The sequence below is a fragment of the Dyadobacter alkalitolerans DSM 23607 genome (assembly GCF_000428845.1).
Taxonomy (GTDB): Bacteria; Bacteroidota; Bacteroidia; order Cytophagales; family Spirosomataceae; genus Dyadobacter; species Dyadobacter alkalitolerans.
This window is the reverse complement of record NZ_AUAS01000003.1, coordinates 344,370-368,663: the sequence shown is the minus strand read 5'-3', so window position 1 is coordinate 368,663 and position 24,294 is coordinate 344,370. Positions and strand designations below refer to the sequence as shown.

At 46.3% G+C, this 24,294-nt stretch carries 20 protein-coding genes; 10 read left to right on the top strand and 10 right to left on the bottom strand.

Going from position 1 to position 24,294, the window contains the following annotated elements:
• Nucleotides 1-8 precede the first annotated feature (8 nt).
• Together G395_RS0107465 and G395_RS0107460 are read right to left on the bottom strand one after the other, a co-directional pair.
• Complete coding sequence (locus G395_RS0107465) at nucleotides 9-2,891, bottom strand: T9SS C-terminal target domain-containing protein (protein ID WP_026629478.1); 2,883 nt, start codon at nucleotides 2,889-2,891, stop codon at nucleotides 9-11.
• Between the two features lie 215 nt (nucleotides 2,892-3,106).
• On the bottom strand, nucleotides 3,107-5,992 hold the full coding sequence (locus G395_RS0107460) for a T9SS C-terminal target domain-containing protein (protein WP_026629477.1): 2,886 nt from the start codon (nucleotides 5,990-5,992) through the stop codon (nucleotides 3,107-3,109).
• Nucleotides 5,993-6,213: 221 nt separating this feature from the next.
• On the opposite strand from G395_RS0107460, the gene G395_RS0107455 reads away from it, so the two are divergent.
• The 3 genes from G395_RS0107455 (at nucleotide 6,214) to G395_RS0107445 (ending at nucleotide 9,801) form a co-directional block, all read left to right on the top strand.
• Complete coding sequence (locus G395_RS0107455; RefSeq protein WP_026629476.1) at nucleotides 6,214-6,885, top strand: succinate dehydrogenase cytochrome b subunit; 672 nt, start codon at nucleotides 6,214-6,216, stop codon at nucleotides 6,883-6,885.
• Between the two features lie 59 nt (nucleotides 6,886-6,944).
• Nucleotides 6,945-8,933, top strand: coding sequence for a fumarate reductase/succinate dehydrogenase flavoprotein subunit (locus G395_RS0107450; RefSeq protein ID WP_026629475.1), 1,989 nt, complete (start codon nucleotides 6,945-6,947; stop codon nucleotides 8,931-8,933).
• Nucleotides 8,934-9,048: 115 nt separating this feature from the next.
• Nucleotides 9,049-9,801 carry a succinate dehydrogenase/fumarate reductase iron-sulfur subunit gene (locus G395_RS0107445; RefSeq protein ID WP_026629474.1) on the top strand — a complete coding sequence of 251 codons (753 nt, stop codon included), beginning with the start codon at nucleotides 9,049-9,051 and terminating at the stop codon, nucleotides 9,799-9,801.
• 84 nt (nucleotides 9,802-9,885) lie between these two features.
• On the opposite strand, the gene G395_RS0107440 is transcribed toward G395_RS0107445, so the two are convergent.
• The 4 genes from G395_RS0107440 to G395_RS0107425 all read right to left on the bottom strand — a co-directional run bounded on the left by G395_RS0107440 (nucleotide 9,886) and on the right by G395_RS0107425 (nucleotide 14,192).
• Nucleotides 9,886-10,506 (bottom strand): OmpH/Skp family outer membrane protein, encoded by a 621-nt coding sequence (locus G395_RS0107440; RefSeq protein WP_026629473.1) that lies wholly within the window; start codon nucleotides 10,504-10,506, stop codon nucleotides 9,886-9,888.
• A gap of 97 nt (nucleotides 10,507-10,603) precedes the next feature.
• A complete protein-coding gene (locus G395_RS28860) occupies nucleotides 10,604-10,963 on the bottom strand; it encodes a hypothetical protein (protein WP_035360609.1) in 360 nt (119 codons plus the stop codon).
• 10 nt (nucleotides 10,964-10,973) lie between these two features.
• Complete coding sequence (locus G395_RS0107430) at nucleotides 10,974-13,421, bottom strand: penicillin acylase family protein (protein WP_026629472.1); 2,448 nt, start codon at nucleotides 13,419-13,421, stop codon at nucleotides 10,974-10,976.
• Between the two features lie 42 nt (nucleotides 13,422-13,463).
• Nucleotides 13,464-14,192: a copper homeostasis protein CutC gene (locus G395_RS0107425; protein ID WP_026629471.1), complete on the bottom strand. Its 729-nt coding sequence runs from the start codon at nucleotides 14,190-14,192 to the stop codon at nucleotides 13,464-13,466.
• Between the two features lie 277 nt (nucleotides 14,193-14,469).
• Here G395_RS0107425 and G395_RS0107420 point away from each other — a divergent pair, with 277 nt between their 5' ends.
• Nucleotides 14,470-14,691, top strand: coding sequence for a DUF2795 domain-containing protein (locus G395_RS0107420; protein WP_013927448.1), 222 nt, complete (start codon nucleotides 14,470-14,472; stop codon nucleotides 14,689-14,691).
• Nucleotides 14,692-14,841: 150 nt separating this feature from the next.
• Nucleotides 14,842-15,495 carry an AlbA family DNA-binding domain-containing protein gene (locus G395_RS0107415; RefSeq protein WP_026629470.1) on the top strand — a complete coding sequence of 218 codons (654 nt, stop codon included), beginning with the start codon at nucleotides 14,842-14,844 and terminating at the stop codon, nucleotides 15,493-15,495.
• Nucleotides 15,496-15,575: 80 nt separating this feature from the next.
• On the opposite strand, the gene G395_RS0107410 is transcribed toward G395_RS0107415, so the two are convergent.
• Both G395_RS0107410 and G395_RS0107405 read right to left on the bottom strand, forming a co-directional pair.
• On the bottom strand, nucleotides 15,576-15,929 hold the full coding sequence (locus G395_RS0107410) for a DUF3127 domain-containing protein (protein WP_026629469.1): 354 nt from the start codon (nucleotides 15,927-15,929) through the stop codon (nucleotides 15,576-15,578).
• Between the two features lie 83 nt (nucleotides 15,930-16,012).
• Entirely contained in the window at nucleotides 16,013-17,215 is a 1,203-nt protein-coding gene (locus tag G395_RS0107405; RefSeq protein WP_084439476.1) for a cystathionine gamma-synthase, read from the bottom strand.
• A gap of 83 nt (nucleotides 17,216-17,298) precedes the next feature.
• On the opposite strand from G395_RS0107405, the gene G395_RS0107400 reads away from it, so the two are divergent.
• From G395_RS0107400 to G395_RS0107380, 5 genes are all read left to right on the top strand, one after another.
• On the top strand, nucleotides 17,299-17,982 hold the full coding sequence (locus G395_RS0107400) for a TVP38/TMEM64 family protein (protein WP_229204069.1): 684 nt from the start codon (nucleotides 17,299-17,301) through the stop codon (nucleotides 17,980-17,982).
• A gap of 127 nt (nucleotides 17,983-18,109) precedes the next feature.
• A complete protein-coding gene (locus G395_RS0107395; RefSeq protein WP_026629466.1) occupies nucleotides 18,110-19,693 on the top strand; it encodes a sodium:solute symporter family protein in 1,584 nt (527 codons plus the stop codon).
• 24 nt (nucleotides 19,694-19,717) lie between these two features.
• A complete protein-coding gene (locus G395_RS0107390) occupies nucleotides 19,718-20,689 on the top strand; it encodes a dihydrodipicolinate synthase family protein (RefSeq protein WP_026629465.1) in 972 nt (323 codons plus the stop codon).
• 30 nt (nucleotides 20,690-20,719) lie between these two features.
• Nucleotides 20,720-21,070 carry an RNA polymerase sigma factor gene (locus G395_RS28855; protein WP_051350053.1) on the top strand — a complete coding sequence of 117 codons (351 nt, stop codon included), beginning with the start codon at nucleotides 20,720-20,722 and terminating at the stop codon, nucleotides 21,068-21,070.
• Nucleotides 21,071-21,207: 137 nt separating this feature from the next.
• Nucleotides 21,208-22,083 (top strand): AraC family transcriptional regulator, encoded by an 876-nt coding sequence (locus G395_RS0107380; RefSeq protein ID WP_026629464.1) that lies wholly within the window; start codon nucleotides 21,208-21,210, stop codon nucleotides 22,081-22,083.
• Between the two features lie 44 nt (nucleotides 22,084-22,127).
• Here the strand turns inward: G395_RS0107380 and G395_RS0107375 are convergent, their stop codons facing one another.
• The gene (locus tag G395_RS0107375) at nucleotides 22,128-23,417 is read right to left on the bottom strand and encodes an MFS transporter (protein WP_026629463.1); all 1,290 of its coding nucleotides are present in this window, start codon (nucleotides 23,415-23,417) and stop codon (nucleotides 22,128-22,130) included.
• A 23-nt stretch (nucleotides 23,418-23,440) separates the two neighbouring features.
• Entirely contained in the window at nucleotides 23,441-24,229 is a 789-nt protein-coding gene (locus tag G395_RS0107370; RefSeq protein ID WP_026629462.1) for an alpha/beta fold hydrolase, read from the bottom strand.
• Between the last annotated feature and the right edge of the window lie 65 nt (nucleotides 24,230-24,294).

Sequence of the window (24,294 nt, the reverse complement as noted above, 5' to 3'; positions counted from 1 at the left end):
AGACGTGCCTATCTGATGATCTGCACCCAGCCTTTGAGTGTTGTGGGCGTGCTTTCTCTTTTTGAGGATTCAAAGAAGATGGTTACTTCATAATAATATTGTCCGGCAGCCAGGTCTTTTCCGCCATTGGTTTTACCATTCCAGTTGATGTTGACGTCCTTGGTGGTAAACACCTGCGCACCCCATCTGTTGAAGGCTTTGAATTCAAGCGACTGTACAAAAGCAGGGCATTCGTAAGGTTCAAAAACATCATTTTTGCCATCTGCATTCGGTGTAAAGACATTAGGCAGCACATACATCGGGCAGTTGTCCTTGCATACAATGTTGCTGGGGGCACTTTCGGCACCAAACCGGTTCACAGCAGTCACATAGTAACATCCTGCAAAAGAAGTAAGGCCCTCGTGCGCAAATGTGGTTGCCAAAGGCGATGGTGGCGTGGTTACGGTCGCAATCAATGTTGGCGTCTCGCCTTCGTAGCGGGCATAGTAAATGCGGTAAGCTGAAACATTCGGGTCACAGTCTTTTCCATTCACCGATTGCGGGTAAGTCCAGGACAGATGATTGGTCAGGCCGGTCGGACTGCAGAATGCTTCCGGATGTGCCTGCAATGAATCACAATTCAGCAGATCTATGGCCAGAACAGGCGGACAAGGCTTGGTTGTATCGGATGAAGAAACACACAGGATCTGTGAGAAGTTATATAGCAGAGCAGGTTTAATTTGCCTGTTGTTATAGGAACCAACCGTTTCCACTTTGTAACAATAAGTCGAGTCGCTGACAATGGTTGTGTTAACCGTTCCATCTGCTGCATATTTATCCGAACCATCATCTACAAAATTAAATGTCTGCGGACCTTGCACGGTCACATCGGCAATGCGGTTGAATGTTCCGGGGCGCCTTTTGTCTTCGCGGTAAACCCGGTGCGTTTGGTTACCATTCTCCCAAGGCACCAGCGCCGACCAGTTCAGGCGGATGCGGTTAGGCTCAGCGGCACCTTGCTCCAGTCTTACCGAACTGGCTGTTTTAATGTCATCCATTTTAACCAGCTGCCCACTTTGTGTAGCGTAATATTCGAGCTTATAGTTATAGGCATTTGCCAATGTGTTCAGGTTTCTATCCACGAACGTCGTTTCATCACCTGGATTAAGGTTTGTATTGATGGTCGCGATCTGAGTAAATGCCGTTCCGTTTTGTCCTACTGCCCTGAACAAACGATATTGTGCAGGAAGTCCGGAAGAAGCCGCAGGTTTTGTCCATTTTACTGTAATAACCCCTTTTGTTTCGCTGGTAGAATCAACAGTAACATTGGTGATCACAGGTGCCAGCATAGGCAAATTCAAGCAGAACTCGTCTGAGGCGATGCTCTCGCCGCCGCCGATCAGGCTTCCGGGCTCATTCACATTGGTGCCCGGACGAGGGAATTCAACAACGATCCTGTAACTGTAAGAAATGCCGGCACGAAGTCCTTCACCATTGTTGTTGTCCAGGAAAGTGGTTTGGTTCACTGCAACCCTGCCCACCTCTTCATAACCTGATCCGGCCGGAATACCTGTAATACAAACATCTTCCGGAATATCGGCACAACCTTCTCTTCTGTAAACGACAATTCTGGCGCCTGCCACCTGGCATTTGTAAGAAGTCCAGTTGAGGCGGTAAGCCGTCCCGGCTGGATCTGTGGTTGCTACGGCTCTTAGTCCGAGCGGTTTTGGGCCGTAAACTTTAATGCTGAGCGTGGTCATATCCACCAGTTTTCGGAACAAATTCGGATTGGTGTTAGCCCCTGGTGCGTCTTCCACTTTAAACAACACATCATAAGGCTCCAGACGAATGTGGTTACACGAGGTTTGCCAGGTGAATTGTCCGGTAATACTGCCAATGCCCGATTGCTGCGGCACTGTAAAGCGGGCCAGTTCCGGGCTTACCAATGTTCTTTCGTACACGCCGCCAGTGGATGTAAGGTTCAGCTTATCTCCGTTTTTATCCGTCGCCTTGATTTGCTGGTTGATAAGCGTTCCGGCTTCCACACAAATATCCGGGAGCGGTTCTGCGCGCGGCCGGTCGTTTCGGGCATCCTCCACAATGATCTGCATATCGCGCACGATCTCGCCTATGAGCACGCCATCACGCCATTCTTCCACCACAAATGCAACATTATAATATCCTTTTGTAACCGGGGCATCCCAAGTTAAATCACCCGTAAGCCGGTTAATGCCGAAAGTTGCCGGGGAAGCACCATTTTCAGTTTGTCCCGGAGCACCGATCTGGTTTGGGTTAACATATTGTAAATTAACACCCGCGCCATTGGAAGTTCCTCTTTGCGGCGTGTACAAGCGATACGCCAGACTATCACCATCCGCATCAAATGCATTCGGATTGTGAATATAACGCTGTCCTACGGCAGCCAGGTCAATGGGCGCGTTAAGGAGCACGGGAGTCTGGTTCAAACCGAAACTTGCGTTGATTTCCAGAATGGTGCTCACGTAAAAGTTAAGATTTTGCGTAGGCGGCGGACCAATGTTCAGGATGCCGTTGTTCCGGTTGTCTTCTTCAAATGATATCCGGAATTTTCCCGCCGAAGGAAAGGTGTACCTGACTATGTAAACGTTCTGGGTTGTGTTGTTTCCAATGTTAATGATTGGCAAAATCCGCGGTGCTTCTATCGGACCGTTGCTGCCCACATAGAACTGCACGAAGTTCTGCGCATTGGCAGCGCCTTCCCCGTTTTGCATATCGAAATATGCAGTCAGTTTGATTTCGTAGGTCAGGGAAGTTGCAGAAACCCGTTTTGCTGTAATCTCACCCGCGCGAATGTGTGTCGCATTGGCCTCGAAGCCAATTCCCAGCAAAATCAGAAAAAGAGAGAATAATAATAACCGTAAAGCAGATCGCATAAATATATCAGAGTCGAACTTTTTAAGATAGAGGTCCAGGCAGAAATACATCTGCCAAGCTATTGATTCAACGAAATTTTAAATAAAAATGTGTGCAGCCGAAGTTAATAAAACAGGCGTTATTGTAAACTTACAAAACAAGTTTATAAAACATATATGTATTGCCATAAACTAGCGCTATGGCAATACAATAGGAAGAAGTAAGGAATTTCGGCTTATCTGATGATCTGCACCCAGCCTTTAAGCGTTGTGGGCGTGCTTTCTCTTTTTGAAGATTCAAAGAAGATGGTTACTTCATAATAATATTGTCCGGCAGCCAGGTCTTTTCCGCCATTGGTTTTACCGTTCCAGTTGATGTTGACGTCCTTGGTGTTAAACACTTGCGCACCCCATCTGTTGAATGCTTTGAATTCAAGTGACTGCACAAAAGCAGGGCATTCGTAAGGTTCAAAGACATCGTTTTTGCCATCTGCATTGGGCGTAAACACATTGGGCAGCACGTACATCGGGCAGTTGTCCTTACATACAATGTTGCTGGGGGCACTTTCCGCACCAAACCGGTTTACAGCCGTTACATAATAACATCCTGCAAAAGAAGTAAGGCCTTCGTGTGCAAATGTGGTTGCCAGCGGCGATGGTGGCGTGGTTACGGTCGCAATCAATGTTGGCGTCTCGCCTTCGTAGCGGGCATAGTAAATGCGGTAAGCTGAAACATTCGGGTCACAGTCTTTTCCATTAACCGATTGCGGGTAAGTCCAGGACAGATGATTGTTCAGGCCGGTCGGGCTGCAGAATGCTTCCGGATGTGCCTGCAATGAATCGCAATTCAGCAGATCTATGGCCAGAACTGGCGGACAAGGCTTGGTTGTGTCCGATGAAGAGACACACAGGATTTGTGAAAAATTATATAACAAAGATGGTTTGATCTGACTGTTGTTATATGAGCCTACGGTTTCCACTTTGTAGCAATAAGTCGAGTCGCTGACAATGGTGGTGTTAACGGTTCCATCGGCCGCATATTTATCCGAACCATCGTCTGTAAAAGTGAATGTTTGCGGGCCTTGCACAGTCACATCGGCAATGCGGTTGAATGTTCCGGGGCGTCTTTTGTCTTCGCGGTAAACCCTGTGTGTCTGGTTGCCATTTTCCCAGGGAACCAGCGCGGACCAGTTCAGGCGGATGCGGTTAGGCTCAGCGGCACCTTGCTCCAGTCTTACCGAACTGGCCGTTTTAATGTCATCCATTTTAACCAGCTGCCCACTTTGTGTAGCGTAATATTCGAGCTTATAGTTATAGGCATTTGCTAATGTGTTCAGGTTTCTGTCTACGAACGTCGTTTCATCACCCGGACCAAGGTTTGTGTTGATGGTCGCGATCTGAGTAAATGCCGTTCCGTTTTGTCCTACTGCCCTAAACAGGCGATATTGTGCAGGAAGTCCGGATGAAGCCGCAGGTTTTGTCCATTTTACTGTAATAACCCCTTTTGTTTCGCTGGTAGAATCAACAGTAACATTGGTAATCACAGGGGCCAGGAGAGGCAAATTCAGGCAGAATTCGTCTGAGGCAATGCTCTCGCCGCCGCCTACCAAGCTGCCCGGCTCATTAATGTTCGTTCCGGGGCGGGGGAATTCAACAACAAGCCTGTAACTGTAAGAAATGCCTGCACGAAGCCCGTCGCCATTGTTATTATCCAGGAATGTCGTTTGATCTACCGCAACCCTGCCCACTTCTTCATAACCCGATCCGGCAGGAATGCCTGTCAAACAAGGTTGAACAGGGATATTCGAACAACCTTCTTTTCTGTAAATAACAATCCTTGCACCCGGCACAGGACATTTATAAGAAGTCCAGTTGAGGCGGTAAGCAGTTCCGGCCGGGTCTGTGGCTGCTACTGCTCTTAATCCAAGCGGTTTTGGCCCGTAAACTTTAATGCTGAGCGTGGTCATATCCACCAGCTTGCGGAAAAGGCTCGGATTCGTTCCGGGGGATGGCGCGTCCTCCACTTTGAAAAGCACGTCGTAAGGTTCCAGACGGATATGGTCGCAGCCTGTTTGCCACACAAATTGTCCGGTCACCTGACCAGCCGTATTTTGCCCGGGCACATTAAACGAAGCCAATGCGGGTTTGATCAGCGAACCCTGATAAACGCCGCCTGTACTGGTCAGAATCAATGGGTTGCCATCTTTGTCAACTGCTTTTATCTGCTGATTAATTCGTGTTCCCGCCTCCACGCAAATCACAGGAAGTGGATCAATGGCCGGTCTTGCATTGCGGGCATCTTCCACCAGGATCTGCATATCGCGCACAATCTGGCCGATCCGCACGCCATCGCGCCATTCTTCCACCACGAAAGCAACATTATACTGGCCTTTGGTCACCGGCGCATCCCAGACCAGATCGCCTGTTATGGCATCGATACTGAATGTGGCAGGAGAACCCCCGGCTTCCGTTCTGCCCGGAGGGGTTACCATGTTGGGGTCTTCGTACGGAATGTCGAGTCCGTTTCCTCTTCCATCGCCGCTTTGGGGCGTGAATAATTTGAAAGATAAGCTGTCGCCGTCGGCGTCGAATGCATTGGGATTGTGAATATATCGTTGACCCACAGCTGCCAGGTCAATGGGTGCATTTAGTAAAACCGGTGTTTGGTTTGTGCCAATGGCCGTGTTGATTTCCAGTGTCGTATGCACATAAAAATTGATTCCGTCAGTCTGCACGCCGTCTCTTAAATTCAGCGTGTTGGCGTTTCGATTGTCCATTTCCGCCGAGATCTCATAGGTTCCGGCAGCCGGGAAAGTGAACGTGGTAACATATTCGTTGAAAGTTGTATTGTTTCCAATATTACGTATCGTGGCCCTGATCCGATCCACTTTTCTGGGGCCTTCGCTTCCAAAATAGAAATTGATGTCGTTGGCTGATTCGGCAGCTTTTATACCGCGCTCAGAAACGTCGAAATAGGCGGATAAGCGTATTTCGTAGGTGAGTGAGGAAATCCTTCTGGCTGTAATCTCTCCCGCCCGAAAGTGCGTCGCATGCGCATTGAAAGCGGCAAAAAACAAGAGTAACAAACAAAGTATCGGGAGGAATCGTAGAGAAGGACGCATACGAGTAAATTAATGGATCGCCGTTATAGAAAGGTGAACGAAAAATATCGTTAAAAATGTGTATGACTTTGGCATACTAAGTAATTCTTAATAATGATTATAAATAATCGGCTGCTATACAAAAATGGAAAGGTTTTTTTGCCTTGCTTAGGTTTGTGATATACCTTTGAAAGGTTCTAAATATACCTAATTTTTTTGCACTAAAACGATTCGTTTTTCATATGTCGTGGTTTTCACAAACGTTAACGAGCTCCATTGGTAAGAAACTTCTGATGGCTCTTACCGGATTATTTTTGATAAGCTTTCTGGTGATTCATGCCACAATAAATGCTATGATTTTTTACAATGACGGAGGGGAAACCTTTACGCATTGGGGGCATTTTATGGGTACAAACCCCATCGTACGAACGCTTGAGATCGGCCTGGTTGCCGGGTTCCTGATCCACATTGTGGATGGACTGATTCTCTGGAAAAACAATGCATCGGCCCGTCCGGTTAAGTATGCTGTAAACAATCCATCTGCAAACAGCACCTGGTATTCCAGAAGCATGGGTTTGCTAGGCACATTGCTGTTGATATTTTTGGTGATCCATACCGCACATTTCTGGATTCCTAACCGTACCAACCAGTTCACCACAGGCGAGGAGCTGAATCTTTACCAAATGATGCTGGATATCTTCCAAAATCCACTCGTTGTACTTATTTATGTCCTGGGTTGCATTTCGCTATTCTGGCATTTGCTCCACGGCTTTAAAAGTGCGTTTCAGACTTTGGGACTGAATCACATCAAGTATAATGGTGCGATCAACTTTCTGGGAACGGCTTTTTCTATTGTTGTCCCGATCCTGTTTGCTTTGATGCCGATTTCCATTTACCTGGGATGGGTTTATTAATAGGCTGCCGACAATGCAGCTGTTTTCAATTAACTTTTTGATTAAATAACATTCAATATATGGCAACTTCATCTAGTCTGGATGCCAAAATACCACAGGGGCCGATTGAAACGAAATGGAGTAAATACAAGTCTTCGGTTCCTCTCGTAAACCCTGCCAATAAGCGTAATCTCGAAATTATTGTAGTAGGAACAGGTTTAGCGGGAGCTTCGGCCGCTGCTACGCTTGCGGAAATGGGCTATAAGGTAAAAGCATTCTGTTTTCAGGATTCCCCACGTCGCGCGCACTCCATTGCTGCACAAGGCGGGATCAATGCTGCTAAAAATTATCAGAACGATGGTGACTCGGTTTACCGTCTTTTTTACGATACGATTAAAGGAGGTGACTACCGTTCGAGAGAAGGGAATGTGCATCGCCTGGCCGAGGTTTCGGGAAATATTATTGACCAATGCGTTGCAGCAGGGGTTCCTTTTGCACGTGAATATGGTGGTTTGCTTTCCAACCGTTCTTTCGGTGGAACACAGGTTCAGCGGACATTCTATGCCGCAGGACAAACCGGGCAGCAGTTGTTATTAGGTGCATACTCAGGTTTACAGCGCCAGGTGGGCATGGGAACCGTGAAAATGTACAACCGCCACGAAATGCTGGATGTGGTGAATATCGATGGCAAATGCCGTGGTATCATCGCAAGAAACCTCATTACGGGCGAAATTGAGCGTCACGGCGGCCATGCGGTGTTGCTTTGCACAGGAGGTTACGGAAACGTATTTTACTTGTCGACCAATGCTATGGGCAGTAATGTTACTGCTGCGTGGAAGGCGCATAAAAAAGGGGCTTATTTCGGTAACCCTTGCTTTACACAAATTCACCCGACTTGTATCCCGGTTTCAGGAGAGCATCAGTCGAAGCTTACATTGATGTCTGAATCCCTTCGTAATGACGGAAGGATCTGGGTGCCAAAAGCAAAAGGAGATGCCCGTCCCGGAAATGAGATTCCGGAAGAAGAAAGAGATTATTACCTGGAACGTCGTTACCCTGCATTCGGTAACCTGGTTCCGCGTGATATCGCTTCCCGCGCTGCCAAAGAAAGATGTGATGCCGGATATGGTGTAGGAACATCCAAACTGGCTGTTTTCCTTGATTTTGCTGCTGCTGTTGAGCGTTATGGAAGAGGAGAAGCGAACAAAAACAACATTGTAAACGCATCCAAGGAAGACATTCTGACATGGGGTAAGGCTGTTGTAAAAGAAAAATACGGCAACCTGTTCGATATGTATAAGCAAATTACGGGTGAAGATCCATATGAAGTGCCTATGCGTATCTATCCTGCAGTGCATTACACAATGGGAGGACTTTGGGTGGATTATAACCTGATGACCACAGTGCCTGGTTTGTATGCGTTGGGAGAAGCTAATTTCTCCGATCACGGTGCAAACCGCTTGGGGGCTTCGGCGCTGATGCAGGGACTTGCGGATGGGTATTTTGTAATTCCTTATACAATTGGTGCTTACCTGGCGAAGGAAATTGGAACAGGTAAAATTCCAACGGACCACCCGGAATTTATTAAGGTCGAAAAAGAAGTAACAGATCGGATTGACACATTGTTGTCGATCCAGGGAAAAACTTCTCCTGAGTTATTCCACCGCCGTCTCGGCAAGATTATGTGGGACAAATGTGGTATGGCCCGTAACGAGCAGGGTTTGAAGCAGGCGATCATTGAAATCCGGGAGCTTCGCAAAGAATTCTGGAGGGATGTGAAAGTAATGGGAGGCAAAAATGAATTCAATCCTGAACTGGATAAGGCCGGCCGCGTTGCTGACTTTATTGAATTGGGTGAGTTGATGTGCATTGATGCTTTAACACGTGAAGAATCTTGTGGCGGTCACTTCCGCGAAGAGCACCAGACGGAAGAAGGAGAAGCGATGCGTGATGATGACAACTTCATGTTTGTGTCGGCCTGGGAGCATAAAGCGCAAGAGGAGTGGGAGTTGCATAAAGAGGAGTTGATTTACGAGAATATTAAGATTGCCCAAAGGAGTTATAAATAGGAGCCGTTTGGCTGTCGGCATTCGATCAGAGTCGTTTGCAGCCGGCTATCAGCTTGTTTCAATATTATTGGTTAATTACTAACCGTTAACTATTACAACAATGAGTGCAGGTAACATGCATATTAAGCTTAAAGTCTGGAGACAAAGCAATAGCAATACAAAAGGAGATTTTGAAAATTACAGTCTGGACCATGTATCCCCGGATATGTCTTTTCTGGAAATGTTTGACGTCCTCAATGAACAACTGATTGAAGAGGGCAAAGAGCCGGTAGCATTTGACCACGATTGCCGCGAGGGAATTTGTGGAATGTGTTCCATGTACATCAACGGAAGGGCCCATGGACCATTGAAAGGCGTAACAACCTGCCAGTTGCACATGCGCTCGTTCAATGATGGAGATACCATCGTGGTTGAGCCGTGGAGAGCACAAGCATTCCCTGTCATTAAGGACCTTGTTGTAGACCGCGATGCGTTCGACAGAGTGATTTCTGCGGGAGGCTTTGTTTCGGTAAACACAGGTAACGCACAGGATGCCAACAGCCTGCCTATCCCCAAAGTGGCTGCGGATGAAGCGTTTGCAGCAGCAGCTTGTATCGCTTGCGGTGCTTGTGTAGCAGCTTGTAAAAATGCGTCTGCCATGCTTTTTGTTTCCGCAAAAATTTCTCAATTGGCATTACTTCCGCAGGGACAGGCAGAAAGAAGCATTCGCGCAGAGAAAATGGTAGCGCAAATGGATGCGGAAGGGTTCGGGAATTGTACGAACACAGGCGCATGCTCTGCGGAATGTCCTAAGGAGATCGGACAGGAAAACATTGCCCGTATGAACCGCGAATATATTGGTGCTAAACTTTCATCTTCGGCAGTTTAACTCCGAGATATTTAATACAGCGCATAAAAAAGCAGGCCGCTAATTCATTTTAGCGGCCTGCTTTCGTTTTATACTTTATGTTGCTTACTTCTTTTTAGTAGAATCAGCTTTTGAAGCATTGCTTCCTTTGTATTCTTTGTTCAAGCCGTCAAGGATCTTTTGTGTTACATCCAGTGATGGATTAGCAAACAAAATACCACCGCCTAACGAGTAACCCAAAACGTATTCGAAACCATTCTCTTTGTTGTATTTCTCGATGTAAGAACGGATGTTTTTGTAAAGCTCTTCGTTTTTCTTAGCCTCTTCCTGGCCAAGAGCTTGTGCGGATTGGTCACGGTAAGCAACCAGGTCCTGCTGTTTTTTCATCAATTGCGCCTCTGTCGAGCGTGCTTGCTCAGGCGTCATGGTTTGTGCTCTTTGCTGAAAAAACTGAACTTCATTCTGCAACGAACGGCCTTTTGTATTCAATTCATTTTCAAGCTGGAAGTTCTTATTTTCCAGTTCTTTTCTTGTATCCTTAAAGAATTCGTAGTTTTTCAATAAAGAATCAACCTGAACATACACAGTTTTACGACCTGCTACTACACCACCATCTGCTGCTGCACCTGCATCTCCCGAAGGCTTACTTGAAAAATGTAAAAAGAATAACACCGCCACAGCCAGGGAAAGCACGATGTTCCAAATCAATGAAGTATTGTTGTTCACGTTTTTTGAGTTTTGTTTTTTTGAACGAGCCGCAAAGATAATAATTTGTGTTTAAGTACAATGAATATCAGGCCCTGTGTAACATTTACTCCAGGTTTTATAAAGATATGCTTTTGGAAGGCGCAGAAATGAAGATCCGGCGGACGAGCTGTCCTGATAACCCGGCTAATCCGCCCGTTAATCCGCCTATTAATGCTGAAACTAGCAGGAGCACAATGCCATTGGGCAAAGAAAAAATTCCTGCAATCCGGTCGGACATGGCGCCGTCGGAAATGAAATGTAAATAAAACCCATAGGCTATCCACAATAATGCGACAGCCGCAAAACCAGTCCAGAAGGCGTTAGCCGCAGTACTTTGTCTGATTAGGAAAACCAAAAACGGCACAACCGCTACAACCCACCACGGGGCAAAAATTTGTAACAATGCAGTTACCAATAATATGATCAGGAAATTCATTTCGCCAGGATTAAGGTTTTTGAAGCTTCACACTGGAAGTCATACGCGGATGCTTTTGGGCTGGTTCAAGCAGGAAAATGAGCTCATTAAGCTCCCCGCTTTCCCATTTTTTTAACAAATTCAAATAATAGGGACTTCCCGGGTTCCCGGATTGCCCGCCCGGATAAATGCCATAAGCCCGTGGCACAGGCCCCAGCTCCACCACCATTCGCCATGAGGGTCCGTTCCGTTTTGTAATGGCATTCACAATGCTCCGGCCTCCACCCACTTTCAGCGGTGGCGCATTAAATGGTTTGAGACTTCTGCTCAAATGCCTGATTTCCGTCCCTTTCACCTTCGCCCACTGCCATGATTGACTCATCGGGCCGTGGTGTTTGGTTAAGGTGTCGAGTGCCGCTTTAAAGCTGGTTACCGTCAGATCGGCCATAGTTTCCTTTTCAGGGGTTGTAATGTTGTCGAACCATTTTTTATCCGGCTCATGGATTATCATATATAGTGTTCGGTCGCGCGTGGGATATTCCAGGTTTTCACCGAATTCATCATTCCATATGCTGGCTTGCAGTAATGGCATCCATTCTTCAAAAATAGAGGTAGCAACCGATTCAGGTGCGTTTTGATAGTTCCAGTTAGCCAGTGTTATGGCTGCGGCTTTCTGAGAGGGGGTTAATGTTTTTGGTTTTAATATTTCCAATAGTTTCGGTAAAATGTTTCTTGCCAAAACACTGAAATTGTCGTTTTGTAACATTCTCAAACTATCTGCATTTGCGCGTGTCATGGACGTCAGTCGCTCGTTAATACGCACGCCGCGTTCTGTGGGAGCGAAAATCCAGTTGATAAAATAAGGATAGGAGGGATCGGTGGAGGATTGGTTTGCACTGCTGACGAAACCTCTTTTCGGATTTTTCACATAAGGATTCTGTGCTGCCGGGATCCAGCCCTGCCAGTCTTCCGATGCATTCGTGCCATCAAGCACAAATTTCCCTTGTTCCTTGTATTTTAAAGGCAACTTGCCGTTCACAGTAAGCGCAATGTTCTTGCTGTTGTCCGCAAAAACAAAATTTTGCGCGGGGCCCACATAATGGGTCAGTGCCTTGCGATAGTCGTCATAATTTTTGGCCTTATTCAGCTCATAAAATGTCAGAAAGCTATTTCCGGCCTCGTGTCCAATCCATTTGATGGCTAATTCCGGATGTTTTCCCGAGCTGTTGTCCGTTTCTGTAACCGGTCCGTGATGGGTGTATATGACTTCCTCTTCATAAGGTTGCACTTGTCCTTTCACATGGATTTGCTCCTTGCGTTTCTTGGTGGGTTTCCATTGGTTATCATGCCAGTATTGCGCCCGGGACTCATCTTTGAATTTAATTTTATATAAATCAAAAACATCAGCATCCGTATTGGTAACGCCCCAGGCCACATGCTGGTTGAAACCGATAATCACACTCGGAATACCTGGAAGCGACACGCCATAAACATTCATCGACGGTGAATGCAGTTGAACCTGATACCAAATAGACGGCAATGTGAGTTCCAGATGCGGATCATTAGCGAGGATAGGATAGCCGGTGATCGATTTCTCTGCGCTAACCGCCCAGTTATTACTGCCAATTCCCTCCGGTTTCGCTTCCCGTTGCGTTAATGCACCGGGAATTTTCTTAAACTGGGCTAGACTGTCGCTGTTGGCAAGAGTACCAGGCTTTCCAGGAATAGGAAGCGGCTCGAAATCCCACTTCGTCCCTGAAGGAATAATAGGGCTTTCCTGGAACATAGGGTAATCCGGGAACAGATCGTTGACCACTTTCTCGCCGTACTTCTTCAAGACATTGCTCATATTGAGCTCATTGGACCTCCCGGCCAATGTTAATGTCATCTGTTCCAGCATATACATCGTATTGATCGGCTTCCATGCTTCGGGCTTGTAACCCAGTAATTTGAACTCGATCGGATAGTCTTTTGGCGCGAGCTGATTAATGTACGCATTAACGCCTGCGGTGTAACCAAGTAATGCTTCCCTTGATTGCGGGTCTTTCATAGCCACCTGAATGTTGGCTTCGGCACCATAACCCATACCCAGTCGCCGGCTTTGCTGGTCCATTTCCAATGTTGCCTTGCCCAGCACTTCTGAAAGTCGCCCGGAGGCAGCGCGGATCTGCAAATCCATTTGCCACAGCCGGTCTTTGGCCGTTACAAAACCTTGTGCGTAGAAAAGATCAAAGTCGTTTTTAGCAAAAATATGCGCAACACCCGTGTCGTCGTAACGAATTGTTACCTCGTCTTTCAGTCCGCTTAGTTTCAGCGTTTTTTCACCTCCCTTATCAATGACCTTGTCGCCATTTTGCCCAAATCCTGTAAACGGACTCAAAAACGGGCCTAATGCGGGAGCCGGGCCGAGGGGCCTGTTCAGGAAATAAACAAGGCAAATTGTCGCAGCGAGTGAAACAAAAGCTTTCAAATACTTCATAGAGGGAGAATTGGGTAGCGCACTTTTAAAAGTCGCGCGGCATCAGGAAACTACTTGCACAATAGCCTCAACGAGAGCCAGATCGGCATACATAACCGAATGTTCGTCAGGAACGCTTCCTGCCATTGAAATGTCTGCGGGGAAGTACTTTTGTCGGCCCGGACGGAATGCTTTGGCCGTCAGATGCAGCGAATGTACACCAGCTGTGGCCAATTGGGCTGCGTTATTATGGTTGACGCCAGCTCCCGCCATGATTTCAATGGAATTCCCGGCTTCCTTTGAAAGTTGTTCCAGCAGCGCAATGCCTTCCACTGCGGTTGGTTTCTGACCGGATGTAAGAATGCGCTCAGCGCCTGTTTCAATCACTGCTTTCAATGCTTTGATCGGGTCTGGTGTAAGGTCAAATGCACGATGGAACGTTACTTTCATAGGTTTTGCATGCTCTACGAGTGACTTCGTACGTGTAACATCCACCTGTCCGTCACTGGTTAAAATGCCTAATACGACACCATTTGCTCCTAATTTCTTAGCCAGGTCAATATCCTTCCGCATGATCTCTTCCTCGAAAATATCATAGACGAAATCGCCGCCACGGGGCCGGATCATGACAAAAATATCAATATCAATGTGTTGTCTTACGAGTTCTATCAAGCCTGCGCTGGGCGTTGTCCCGCCTTCGCCCAGTCCGCCGCACAATTCAATCCTCCCTGCGCCGCCAGCCTGTGCATTGATACAAGATTCCAAAGAATAAGCGCAAACTTCAATAGTCATAATATTGCTTTTATAATGATTGGGAAAATTACAAAAAGGTTTTCAGGATTGAAGACAGTGCCTGGGAATTGTACACAAAGGTTTAGGCATATCTGCTGCGACTTTATTGGCTTCTTGAATATTGTAACTGGCTGGTAAATAGAAGATTAATAATTGTGGGAAAATTAAATTTTGAGGGAAGCAATTATTTTTGTTTTTTTTCGCTTTAAGCTTTTAAAAGATGTCAAATTTTTTACTTTTGCAGAAAAGTAAGTAACTATTAATAGGCGAAAATATTATGTACTGGACTCTCGAACTCGCGTCATATCTTGAAGATGCTCCCTGGCCAGCTACCAAAGACGAGCTAATTGACTTTGCAATCAGAACAGGCGCTCCGTTAGAAGTAGTTGAAAACCTACAGGAGCTTGAAGATGACGGTCAGCCTTATGAAAGCATTGAAGAGATTTGGCCCGATTATCCCACCAAAGACGATTTCTTTTTCAACGAAGATGAATACTAGATAGAGAAGACGGCACTAACCAGTGCCGTTTTTTTTGTCCTAATGCCCGAAAACTTTTACAGAATCCGCTGCGCATTTTTTTTTTAATTTGACAAAAGGAATGTAAATTGTTAGCGTTATCATAGTTCAGATATCTATCCATTCCAACCGATGGAGCTTCGATTGTTGAAAGAGTTGGTTAAGAAAGGTGAGGGTGAACATTTGGAATTCAAGTTGAAGTCCAATCACCCGGAAAAGATCGTCCGTGAGGTTGTCGCATTTGCCAACTCCGGTGGTGGGAAACTCTTCGTCGGGGTGGGAGACGACAAAACGATAAAAGGCCTGAAAGATGCGGAGGAAGATGAGTACACGCTCACGAAGGCCATCGACAAATTTATCTATCCCAAAATCAGCTACAAAAAAGAAAGGATCCCGGTAAGTTCGGACCGCGATGTGCTCGTGCTGACCATTCCCAAAAGCATCGATAAGCCGCATTATGTGGTGGACAACACGGGAAACAGGCAGGCTTATATCCGCGTTGACGACAAATCGATCCAAGCTAGCCGGGAAATGAAAGAAATCATGCGCAGAGGAAGAGGCGAGCGCGATATCCGTTTTCAGTATGGCGATAAGGAGGAAAAGCTGATGAAGCTTCTGGACGAAAAGGAATCTGTTACGGTGGATCTGTTTGCTGCCTTCGCCGGAATTCCGCGAAAGATTGCTTCCAACACGTTGGTCGTGATGGTGCTGGCGCGGATCCTGGAAGTGCATCCTCACGAAATGATCGATAAGTTTACGATGTCAATGGCTTATCAATCCAATTAGCATCAAAAAAATAAAAATCCCGGCTCTGCATCATCTGCTGTCAATAGCAATGTGCGGAGCCGGGATTTTATATGGCTGGTTTAGAAAGGAAGATCGTCCGATTCGTCTTCATTGAATGTGGTTACGGGTGGCAATGGCTGACCACCTGAGTTCGAGCCTGAGTTTCCGCTTCCTCCTTTGTCCACTTTCCATGCCTTAACCTCGGTATACCAGCGTGAATTGTATTCGCGGCTTTCCACGTCGATAGACGCAGTCACCTGGTCGTTGATCTGCAAGTTGGCCTGGTCAATTTTATCTCCCCACAGCGCAATGCATACTTTTTTAGGATATTGAGAAGGGATTTCCAGAATGAATTCCTGCTTGCGCCAAGCTCCGTTTTTTCCCTGTCCTGTTACTTCGGGAAGCAAAGCGATGACCGTTCCTGTTAATTCCATTATGATTATATTTTTTAGTGCCTGAAAAAAATGTGATGCCAAAAGTAAGGTTTTTGAACTTTGATTGCAAAGCAAACAACAACCTAGCCGATGGCCTGTTCCAGATCGGCTATCAGATCTCCAACATCTTCAATTCCGACACTAAGGCGGATTAATGTGTCTTTTAAGCCTGTTTTGAGCCTTTCTTCTTTGGGAATGCTGGCGTGCGTCATACTAGCCGGATGCGTGCAGAGGGATTCGACGCCGCCTAACGATTCGCCCAAGGAAAAAACTTCCAGGTTTTCCATCACGCGCACGGCTTCTTCATACACATCGCTTTTTAACTCAAATGACAACATGCCGCCATAACCGCGCATTTGCCTGCTGGCCAGGTCATAAGAAGGGTGCGTGGGCAGGCCGGGATAGTAAACCTTGCCAACTTTGGGATGCGCTTCGAGCCATTTGGCCACTTCCAAAGCGTTTTCACAATGCCGTTGCATGCGGATATGCAATGTTTTTATTCCTCTCAAAACCAAAAAACAATCCTGCGGACCCGGAACCGCCCCGCTGGCATTTTGAATGAACGCCAATTGCTTGGCCAGTTCGTCATCATTTGTAATTAGGGCACCTATAACGGTGTCTGAATGCCCGCCGAGGTATTTGGTTACCGAATGCATGACGATATCAGCGTCCATATCCAGCGGATTCTGCAAATAGGGCGAGGCAAATGTATTGTCGACAACGCTGTGAAACCCTTTTTCCCGGCAGAGACTGGTTATGGCTTTAATGTCCACGATTTTAAGCAGCGGATTGGTGGGCGTTTCAATCCATATCATTTTAGTTTTCTCAGAAACCGCGTTCTCCACATTTGTGACATTGCTCATATCCACAAATTTGAAAACCATTCCGAATGGCTCGAAAATGCGTTTCATAATTCGGTAAGTGCCTCCGTAAATGTCGTTGGTGGCGATAATTTCGTCGCCGGGCTTGTATAATTTCAGCACCGCGTCGGTGGCAGCGAGTCCGGAGGCGTAGCAAATGCCATGTTTCCCGTTCTCCAATGCGGCCAGTGCATTTTGCAATGCGGTTCGCGTGGGATTATGGGTTCGGGAATATTCATAGCCTTTGTGCTTGCCCGGACTTTCCTGCACGTAGGTGGACGTCTGGTAAATGGGCGTCATAATAGCGCCCGTGGTCGGGTCCGGCTCCACGCCGGCATGTATGGCTTTTGTTGCGAATTTCATTTTTGTGATTTTGTTTGCCACGGTCCGCCGCTGCCGTGCATCCGCGGCATAACATTGAGGCATAAAGTCAAGATTAGGAAAAACCTTTTAATCAAACAAGTGGTTATCATATACGCGGAACGAACTAAAAGTTAAACGGAAAAGCATTGGAGACTTCCTCCCCAAAAAAGTTGTCATTACCCGTCATCATAAGCATCTTGCTGACGGTGGTTCCGCTTGTTACAACCTCCATAGCAACTGCCTGGGCCGTTGGTCATGAGAGTCAGCTGCGCAGCTGGCCTTTTGAATGGTGGATAATCGCCACTCTTATATTAACATTGGCATCCTCAGTCGCACTTACTCCGCCCACGTTTCTGGCATTGGTTTACGGATATTTCCTGGGATGGACCGCATTACCATTGCTCTTCGGCTTGAATTTGGGCGCAATCGCCATCATTTACGCTTCTGCTAATTTCCTGCACGCATCTTCCATCCGCGGCTATCTGATCCAGGTTTACCCGCAAGTGAACTCGCTGCTCCGCAGGTTTTATCAAAACGAATTAAGGCTGATATTTTTTGCCAAACTTTCCCCTGTTCTGCCTTTCGCCATCACCAATCTTTTTTTCGCTATGGCTGGCGCCCGGTTCAAGCAAGTGCTCGCTGGCGGGACGCTGGGAATGATTCCGCGGACAGTTCTGGCGGTTTGGGCAGGGCGTGAAGCGCGTGACATTCGTTATCTGCTGGAACATCCCAATGAGGGTTTAGCGACAAAAATTATATTGATCCTCCTCATCGTCGTCTCGACAATTGGCATCGGCTATTTCTTTAAAGACAAGAAGATAGCAGAATAATCACATTGTGCTTTTTAAAGCAGCTCTCCTTTGGTAATATCGTACAATAAATAGGCATAAAACCATATAAATCCAGTGGTTCGATCCTGTTTCTTTGTCATAAAGTTATAATTGTCCGAAAAGTTTAATGAAATCCTTACCATTCGTCGATCTCGTCATCGTTATTGCCTACCTGGTTGGGATGGTTGGTGTCGGCATTTATTTTTCGCGTAACAATAACAGCACGGACCAGTTTACGAAAGCTTCGGGCAAAATTCCCGGCTGGGCAATCGGAATCTCCATTTATGCTACTTTTTTAAGCAGCAATACATTTTTAGGCGTTCCGGGTAAAGCTTATGGGAGCAACTGGAATTCGTTTGTTTTCAGCTTATCCATGCCATTTGCTGCCTGGGTTGCCACTAAGTTTTTCATTCCATTTTATAGAAATACAGGAGCGGTTTCTGCTTATACGCATCTGGAAGAGCGATTTGGTCCCTGGGCAAGAACTTATGCCGTAGTCTGCTTTTTGCTTACTCAACTGGCTAGAATGGGTTCTATCTTTTTTGGAATTGCATTAAGTCTTCAGGCGCTTACAGGTTACCCCATGTCTACGATCATGATCGTAGTGGGTATTTGCATTGTGCTTTACACGGTAATGGGCGGCATGGAAGCGGTGATCTGGACGGAGGTTGTGCAAGGGGTGATCAAAACGGTGGGCGCATTTGTAATTCTTTACCTGGTGGTTTCAGGAATGGACGGAGGTTTTCCAAAGATCGTGGAGATTGGTAAGGCCAATGACAAATTCAGTCTGGGCAGTTTCGCGCCCGATTTTACGCAAGCATCGTTTTGGGTGGTGCTGCTATATGGGTTTTTCATGAACCTGAACAATTTCGGCATGGACCAGAATTACGTCCAACGCTATCATACGACCTCGTCGATTAAAGAGGCAGCCAGTTCGGTTTGGCTTTGTGTTTATCTTTATTTGCCCGTTTCGCTGATATTCTTTTTACTCGGATCTTGTCTATACGCGTACTACCAAAGCAATCCTGAGCTGCTCAACATTGTACGCATGCAAGTGGCAACAGAACGATTGCCGAACGGCTCTTCCCAGGCCATTGCCCAATTGGCTTCCACATTGACCCCAGCCGATTATGGCGATAAGGTAATGCCGCATTTTATGGTTAACAAAGTGCCCGTGGGCTTACTAGGACTCATTATTGCTGCAATTATGTCTGCTGCAATGAGCACGATCAGCTCTGGCATGAATGCATCGGCAACCGTTTTCTCTGTGGATATTTATCAAAAATATATCAAATCAAATCTCACACAAAAAGAGTCGTTGCGCCTGCTATACATTTCTACGACGGTTTTCGGACTGCTGGGAATGATTACGGGGATTGCGATGATCGGGGTGAAAAGTGTGCTGGATGTGTGGTGGATGCTTTCGGGGATTTTCGCCGGTGGAATGCTGGGGTTATTCTTGCTGGGCATTGTGTCAAGATCAGCTAAAAACACAGAAGCGCTGACTGCCACATTAATAGGCATTGCAGTTATTATCTGGATGACATTTTCTACACAACTTCCCGACCAGTACGAATATCTGCGTAACCCGCTGCATCAGAATATGATCATGGTAGTGGGCACGCTCACCATATTCTTAACCGGCATGCTGCTGACGAGGCTGAAAGACAAAACGCAGCCGGAAGAAGAAGTTTTTGCAGACAAACACTAACACAATACATTCGACATCAATATCATGAACTACGCAACACCCTCCTCTGACTCATTGCCCCAAGGATTCATCCCTGTTATGTTGACCCCGTTTCTTAAATCAGGAGCGGTGGATTATGTTGGATTAAGAGCATTAACAGACTTGTATCTGGAAGCCGGTGCAACAGGCTTGTTTGCCAATTGCTTGTCCAGTGAAATGTTTGAATTGTCGGAGCAGGAGCGCCTGGATGTGACGCAGACTGTTGTGGATCAGGTGGATGGCCGGGTGCCGGTGGTTGCAACGGGCACATTTCCTGGAAGTGTAGCCGAGCAGGCGGCATTTACAAAACGTATATATGCGACCGGTGTGCAGGCTGTAATTATCATTACAGGGCTTATGGCCGAAGAAACAGAATCAGATGAAGTATTTACCAACCGTGTCCTTGAACTGATCTCGCTTACAGATAGCATTCCTCTTGGGCTGTATGAATGCCCCGTTCCTTACAAACGATTGATTAACAGTGAAATACTGAAAACGCTCATGTCGACGGGCCGCATCATTTACCATAAAGATACCAGTCTGGATCTGGGTGAAGTAAAGCGGCGGATAGCGGTTGCGGATGGACATAAGTTTGGTCTTTACGATGCCTATATGGTGAATGCAGTGGCATCGCTCCGGGCGGGCGCTGCGGGATTATCCTGCATTCAGGGTAATATTTTTCCGGAGCTTGTCGTCTGGATATGTGAGCATTACAATGATCCGGCGGCAGCAAATGCGCTTGCAGAAGTGCAGCAGTTTCTGGAAGATTCCATGGACGTTGTCCACTCCGCTTATCCTACGATTGCCAAGTACAGCCTGAAACGCCGCGGCTTCCCGATCTCCACTTACACAAGAAGGGAAGTGGATGCATTAACGCCCGCATTACAGTTACAAATGGACGAACTGCTGGAAGAAGTGGAGCATTTACAGGCATCATTAGGCATTACCAGCATTTTTAAAAAGAACCTGGTTAAATAAAAACCATTTCTACCCTTAATTCTTAAAGCTATGGATTTCCCAAATCAACACATTCTTTATCAGATCAAACAAGGGGATGAGGCTGCTTTCACGCAACTTTGCTCATACTTTTACTTTCCTGCGGTGAAATTCTGCACAGTGATTTTAAAAGATCCAAAAGAGGCTGAAACGATTACGGAAAGCGTTTTTGCAAAAATTTGGGACCAGCGTGTTGACATTAAAGCAGAGGAAAATTTTCAGGCTTATCTTTTTTTAAATTTAAAGAGTGAAATCTTTTGCCAGATGAACCGCTACAACGATCCGGCGGCTAAGGAAAGATTTTTGAACAAGATCCATTCTTTCAGCGGCAATCAGCAATTTTCTGCCAGCCATAAGAAGTAACCTTAGTAAATTAAAATAATTGCCGGATTTGATATAACTATTTTAAAGTTTTTACAATAAACGTAGATAGATATTCCAAAAAATATCTTTTTAGATTGAATGTTGGCAACATAATGTTGTCAAGAAGATATTTTAAAATGAAACCGCACTTTCATAAAGTTCCGATTGCGTCCCGGACTTCTTTCAGCATCCGCCACGACAAAGATTCCGGCTTCGGCACAGTATGGCATTACCATCCTGAATTGGAGCTTCATTACCTGATTAAAGGAACCGGTGTGCGGTTCATTGGAGATAATATCAGCAATTTTTCAGACGGAGAGCTTATTCTGCTGGGCGAAAACCTGCCGCACACCTGGCGTGTTGAAGAGGGTTCGAGCAATACAGCTGTGGAAGTGATCATTGTTCACTTTTTGCCTAATTGCTTGGGAAGTGAATTGCTGCAATTGCCCGAAGCTTATCAGATTCCCAAACTTTACGAAAAAGCGAGGCGGGGGCTTTTAATTAAAGGCAAAGCAAAGGAAGGCATTATTCCATTGATGAAGGCGGCTGTTAATGCGCAAAACCTGGACAGGCTGATCGCATTGCTCTCTATCTTGAAGATTCTCGCGGAAGCGACCGATTTGGAAACCATTGCATCGGCACACGCATTTTACAAATCCAATGATTCGGAAACGCTGCGGCTGAATAAAATATACGCCTATACGCTCTCAAACTATCGAAACGACATTTCCCTGCAGGACGTCGCGTCCATTGCGAACCTGGGAATTACTTCCTTTTGCCGTTATTTCAAATTGATGACCAAGAAGACTTACAATGATTTTCTGGTAGAAATCCGCATCAGCCAGGCTTGCCGGTTTTTAATTGAGGATAAATTGGCGACAGAGGTGATTTGCTTTGAATGCGGCTTTAACAATGTTTCTAACTTCTACCGGCATTTCAAGAAAGTGACGGACATGACGCCATTGGAATACAAAAGAAAATATTTGTATAAAACCGCACCTGAGCTGATCTGACGGCTATCAATCGTGATTTTCATCATTTCGACATTTCAAAGATGCTAGTCAATCAGCGATGTGTGCTTCGTATCCTTCATTTTAAAATAAATAACCAGGGAGATAAAAATGCAGGCGGTTACATACCAGTAATAGTAACTCTCATGGCCCAGGTTTTTGGCCCAAAGCGCCAAATATTCAGCCGTCCCGCCGAAAACTGCAACGGTAATCGAGTAAGGGAGCCCCACGCCCAGCGCCCGCACTTCCACGGGAAAAAGCTCTGCCTTTACAACTGCGTTAATGGAAGTATAGCCGCTCACAATGATGAGAGCCGCCATAAGCAGGCCAAATGCCGACCACATATCAGTCGTGTGGCTTAATGTGCTCAGTAACGGATAAGTGAAGATCGTCCCCAGCACACCAAATGAAATCAGCAGCGGACGACGGCCTATTTTATCGCTCAAAGCTCCGAAAACGGGCTGCAAAAGCGCAAAGATCAACAAAGAGCAGAATGTCAGGATCGTCGATTGATATTTGGTCAGGCCAACGGTGTTGACCAGAAACTTCTGCATGTAAGTGGTGTATGTATAAAAGGCAAGTGTGCCGCCTAATGTTAATCCAACCACAACCAGAATGGCCTTAGGATGCTTCAAAAGTTCTTTAAGGGAGCCTTTTTTCTTGATCGTTTCCTCTCTGGCGGTGAATGCTTCGGTCTCATTCAAATGCGTTCGCAAATAAAGGGCGACCAGCGAAAGTGCAGCGCCAACCACAAAAGGAATGCGCCAGCCCCATTCGTGCATCTGCTTATCATCCAGAAATATATTTTGAAGAATAAGCTGTAAGCCCAATGCCAGCAACTGGCCGCCTATTAATGTTACATATTGAAAGCTTGAATAGAATCCGCGCCGCTCTTTGGTGGCAACTTCGCTGAGATATGTGGCAGAAGTTCCATATTCGCCGCCCACGCTCAACCCTTGCAAAAGTCTGGCAACCAGTAATAAAATAGGCGCTGCTATGCCAATGCTGTTATAACCCGGCAGAAGTGCAATCAGCAATGAGCCAAACGACATCAGCAGAACCGACAATGTCATAGCCTCTTTTCTGCCTTTCGTATCAGCCAGTTTACCAAAAATATAGCCACCGATCGGGCGCATGAGAAAGCCCACGGCGAAGATGCCGGCGGTGTTGATAAGCTGGACAGTAGGATTGGAATCGGGGAAAAAGCTGTTGGCAAAATAGAGGGAGAAAGCGGAATATGCGTACCAGTCGTACCATTCAACCAAGTTTCCGGCGGAGCCGCCCATAATGGCTTTCAGTCGCCAGTTTGTATCATTCTTTAGTAAAGTTTGCTGCATGCGGCGGGTTTAGTTTCCTCAATTTACTTAAATAAAGCAAAAATCCATGAGGCCGCCTGCTCAACCAGCTGCGTATGACCGCTTTTAAGTTGAATATATTGGTTTTTAGGAATCAAATTCGCAAGTCGCTTGACGGCTGCGGGTTTCAATAGTTTATCAAACTGGCCAACAAACAAATAAATGGAAACATTATTGATTGAAGCCTTCTGGTAAAGCCCAGGAATGTCAAATCGCAAATCTCGGAAATTGACCCAGGATTTGTAAATAGTTTGCCGTTTCTCAGGTGTATTAAGCACTTGCTGTGTAAAACGATACAAACTCGCATTCACCAAGCCAGCTTTTTGAAGCACATTAGCAACCTTAAAAAAGGCCTCCGGACGCTGCATAGACCAGCGAAAAAGTCCCCGTGCAGGAGCAAAGCGGCTCGCCATCGAATAAAGCGGATGCTCCGAAACCCCATCCGGCGCTATCAGAAATACATCATTAACCTGATCTGGAAAACCCTCCAAAGTAGCCAAAGCAAACCGCCCACCCATGCTGAAACCGGCAATGTCGAACCTGTCAATCTTCTCCGTTTCAAGAAAATGCCGAACCTGTTTCACCCAAAACTGCTTAGTAACAACCCCTGACTGACCCCCCAAACTCAACCCATGAAAATAAAGATCAAAAGCATAAATAGTATAACGTTCGCCTAACAGCTTCTCAAAAGGTTGAAAGCAACCCGCTCCATCTTGTCCAATGCCGTGAAATGCAAGGAGAATGCGGTTTCCGCGGCCTAGTTTGTGGAAGGGGAGTGGGATATCAGCGGCCATACGAAGATTTGGATTGCGAGCAATTGAAAAAGACCTCCAAGCATATCCATTAATGGACATTGCCA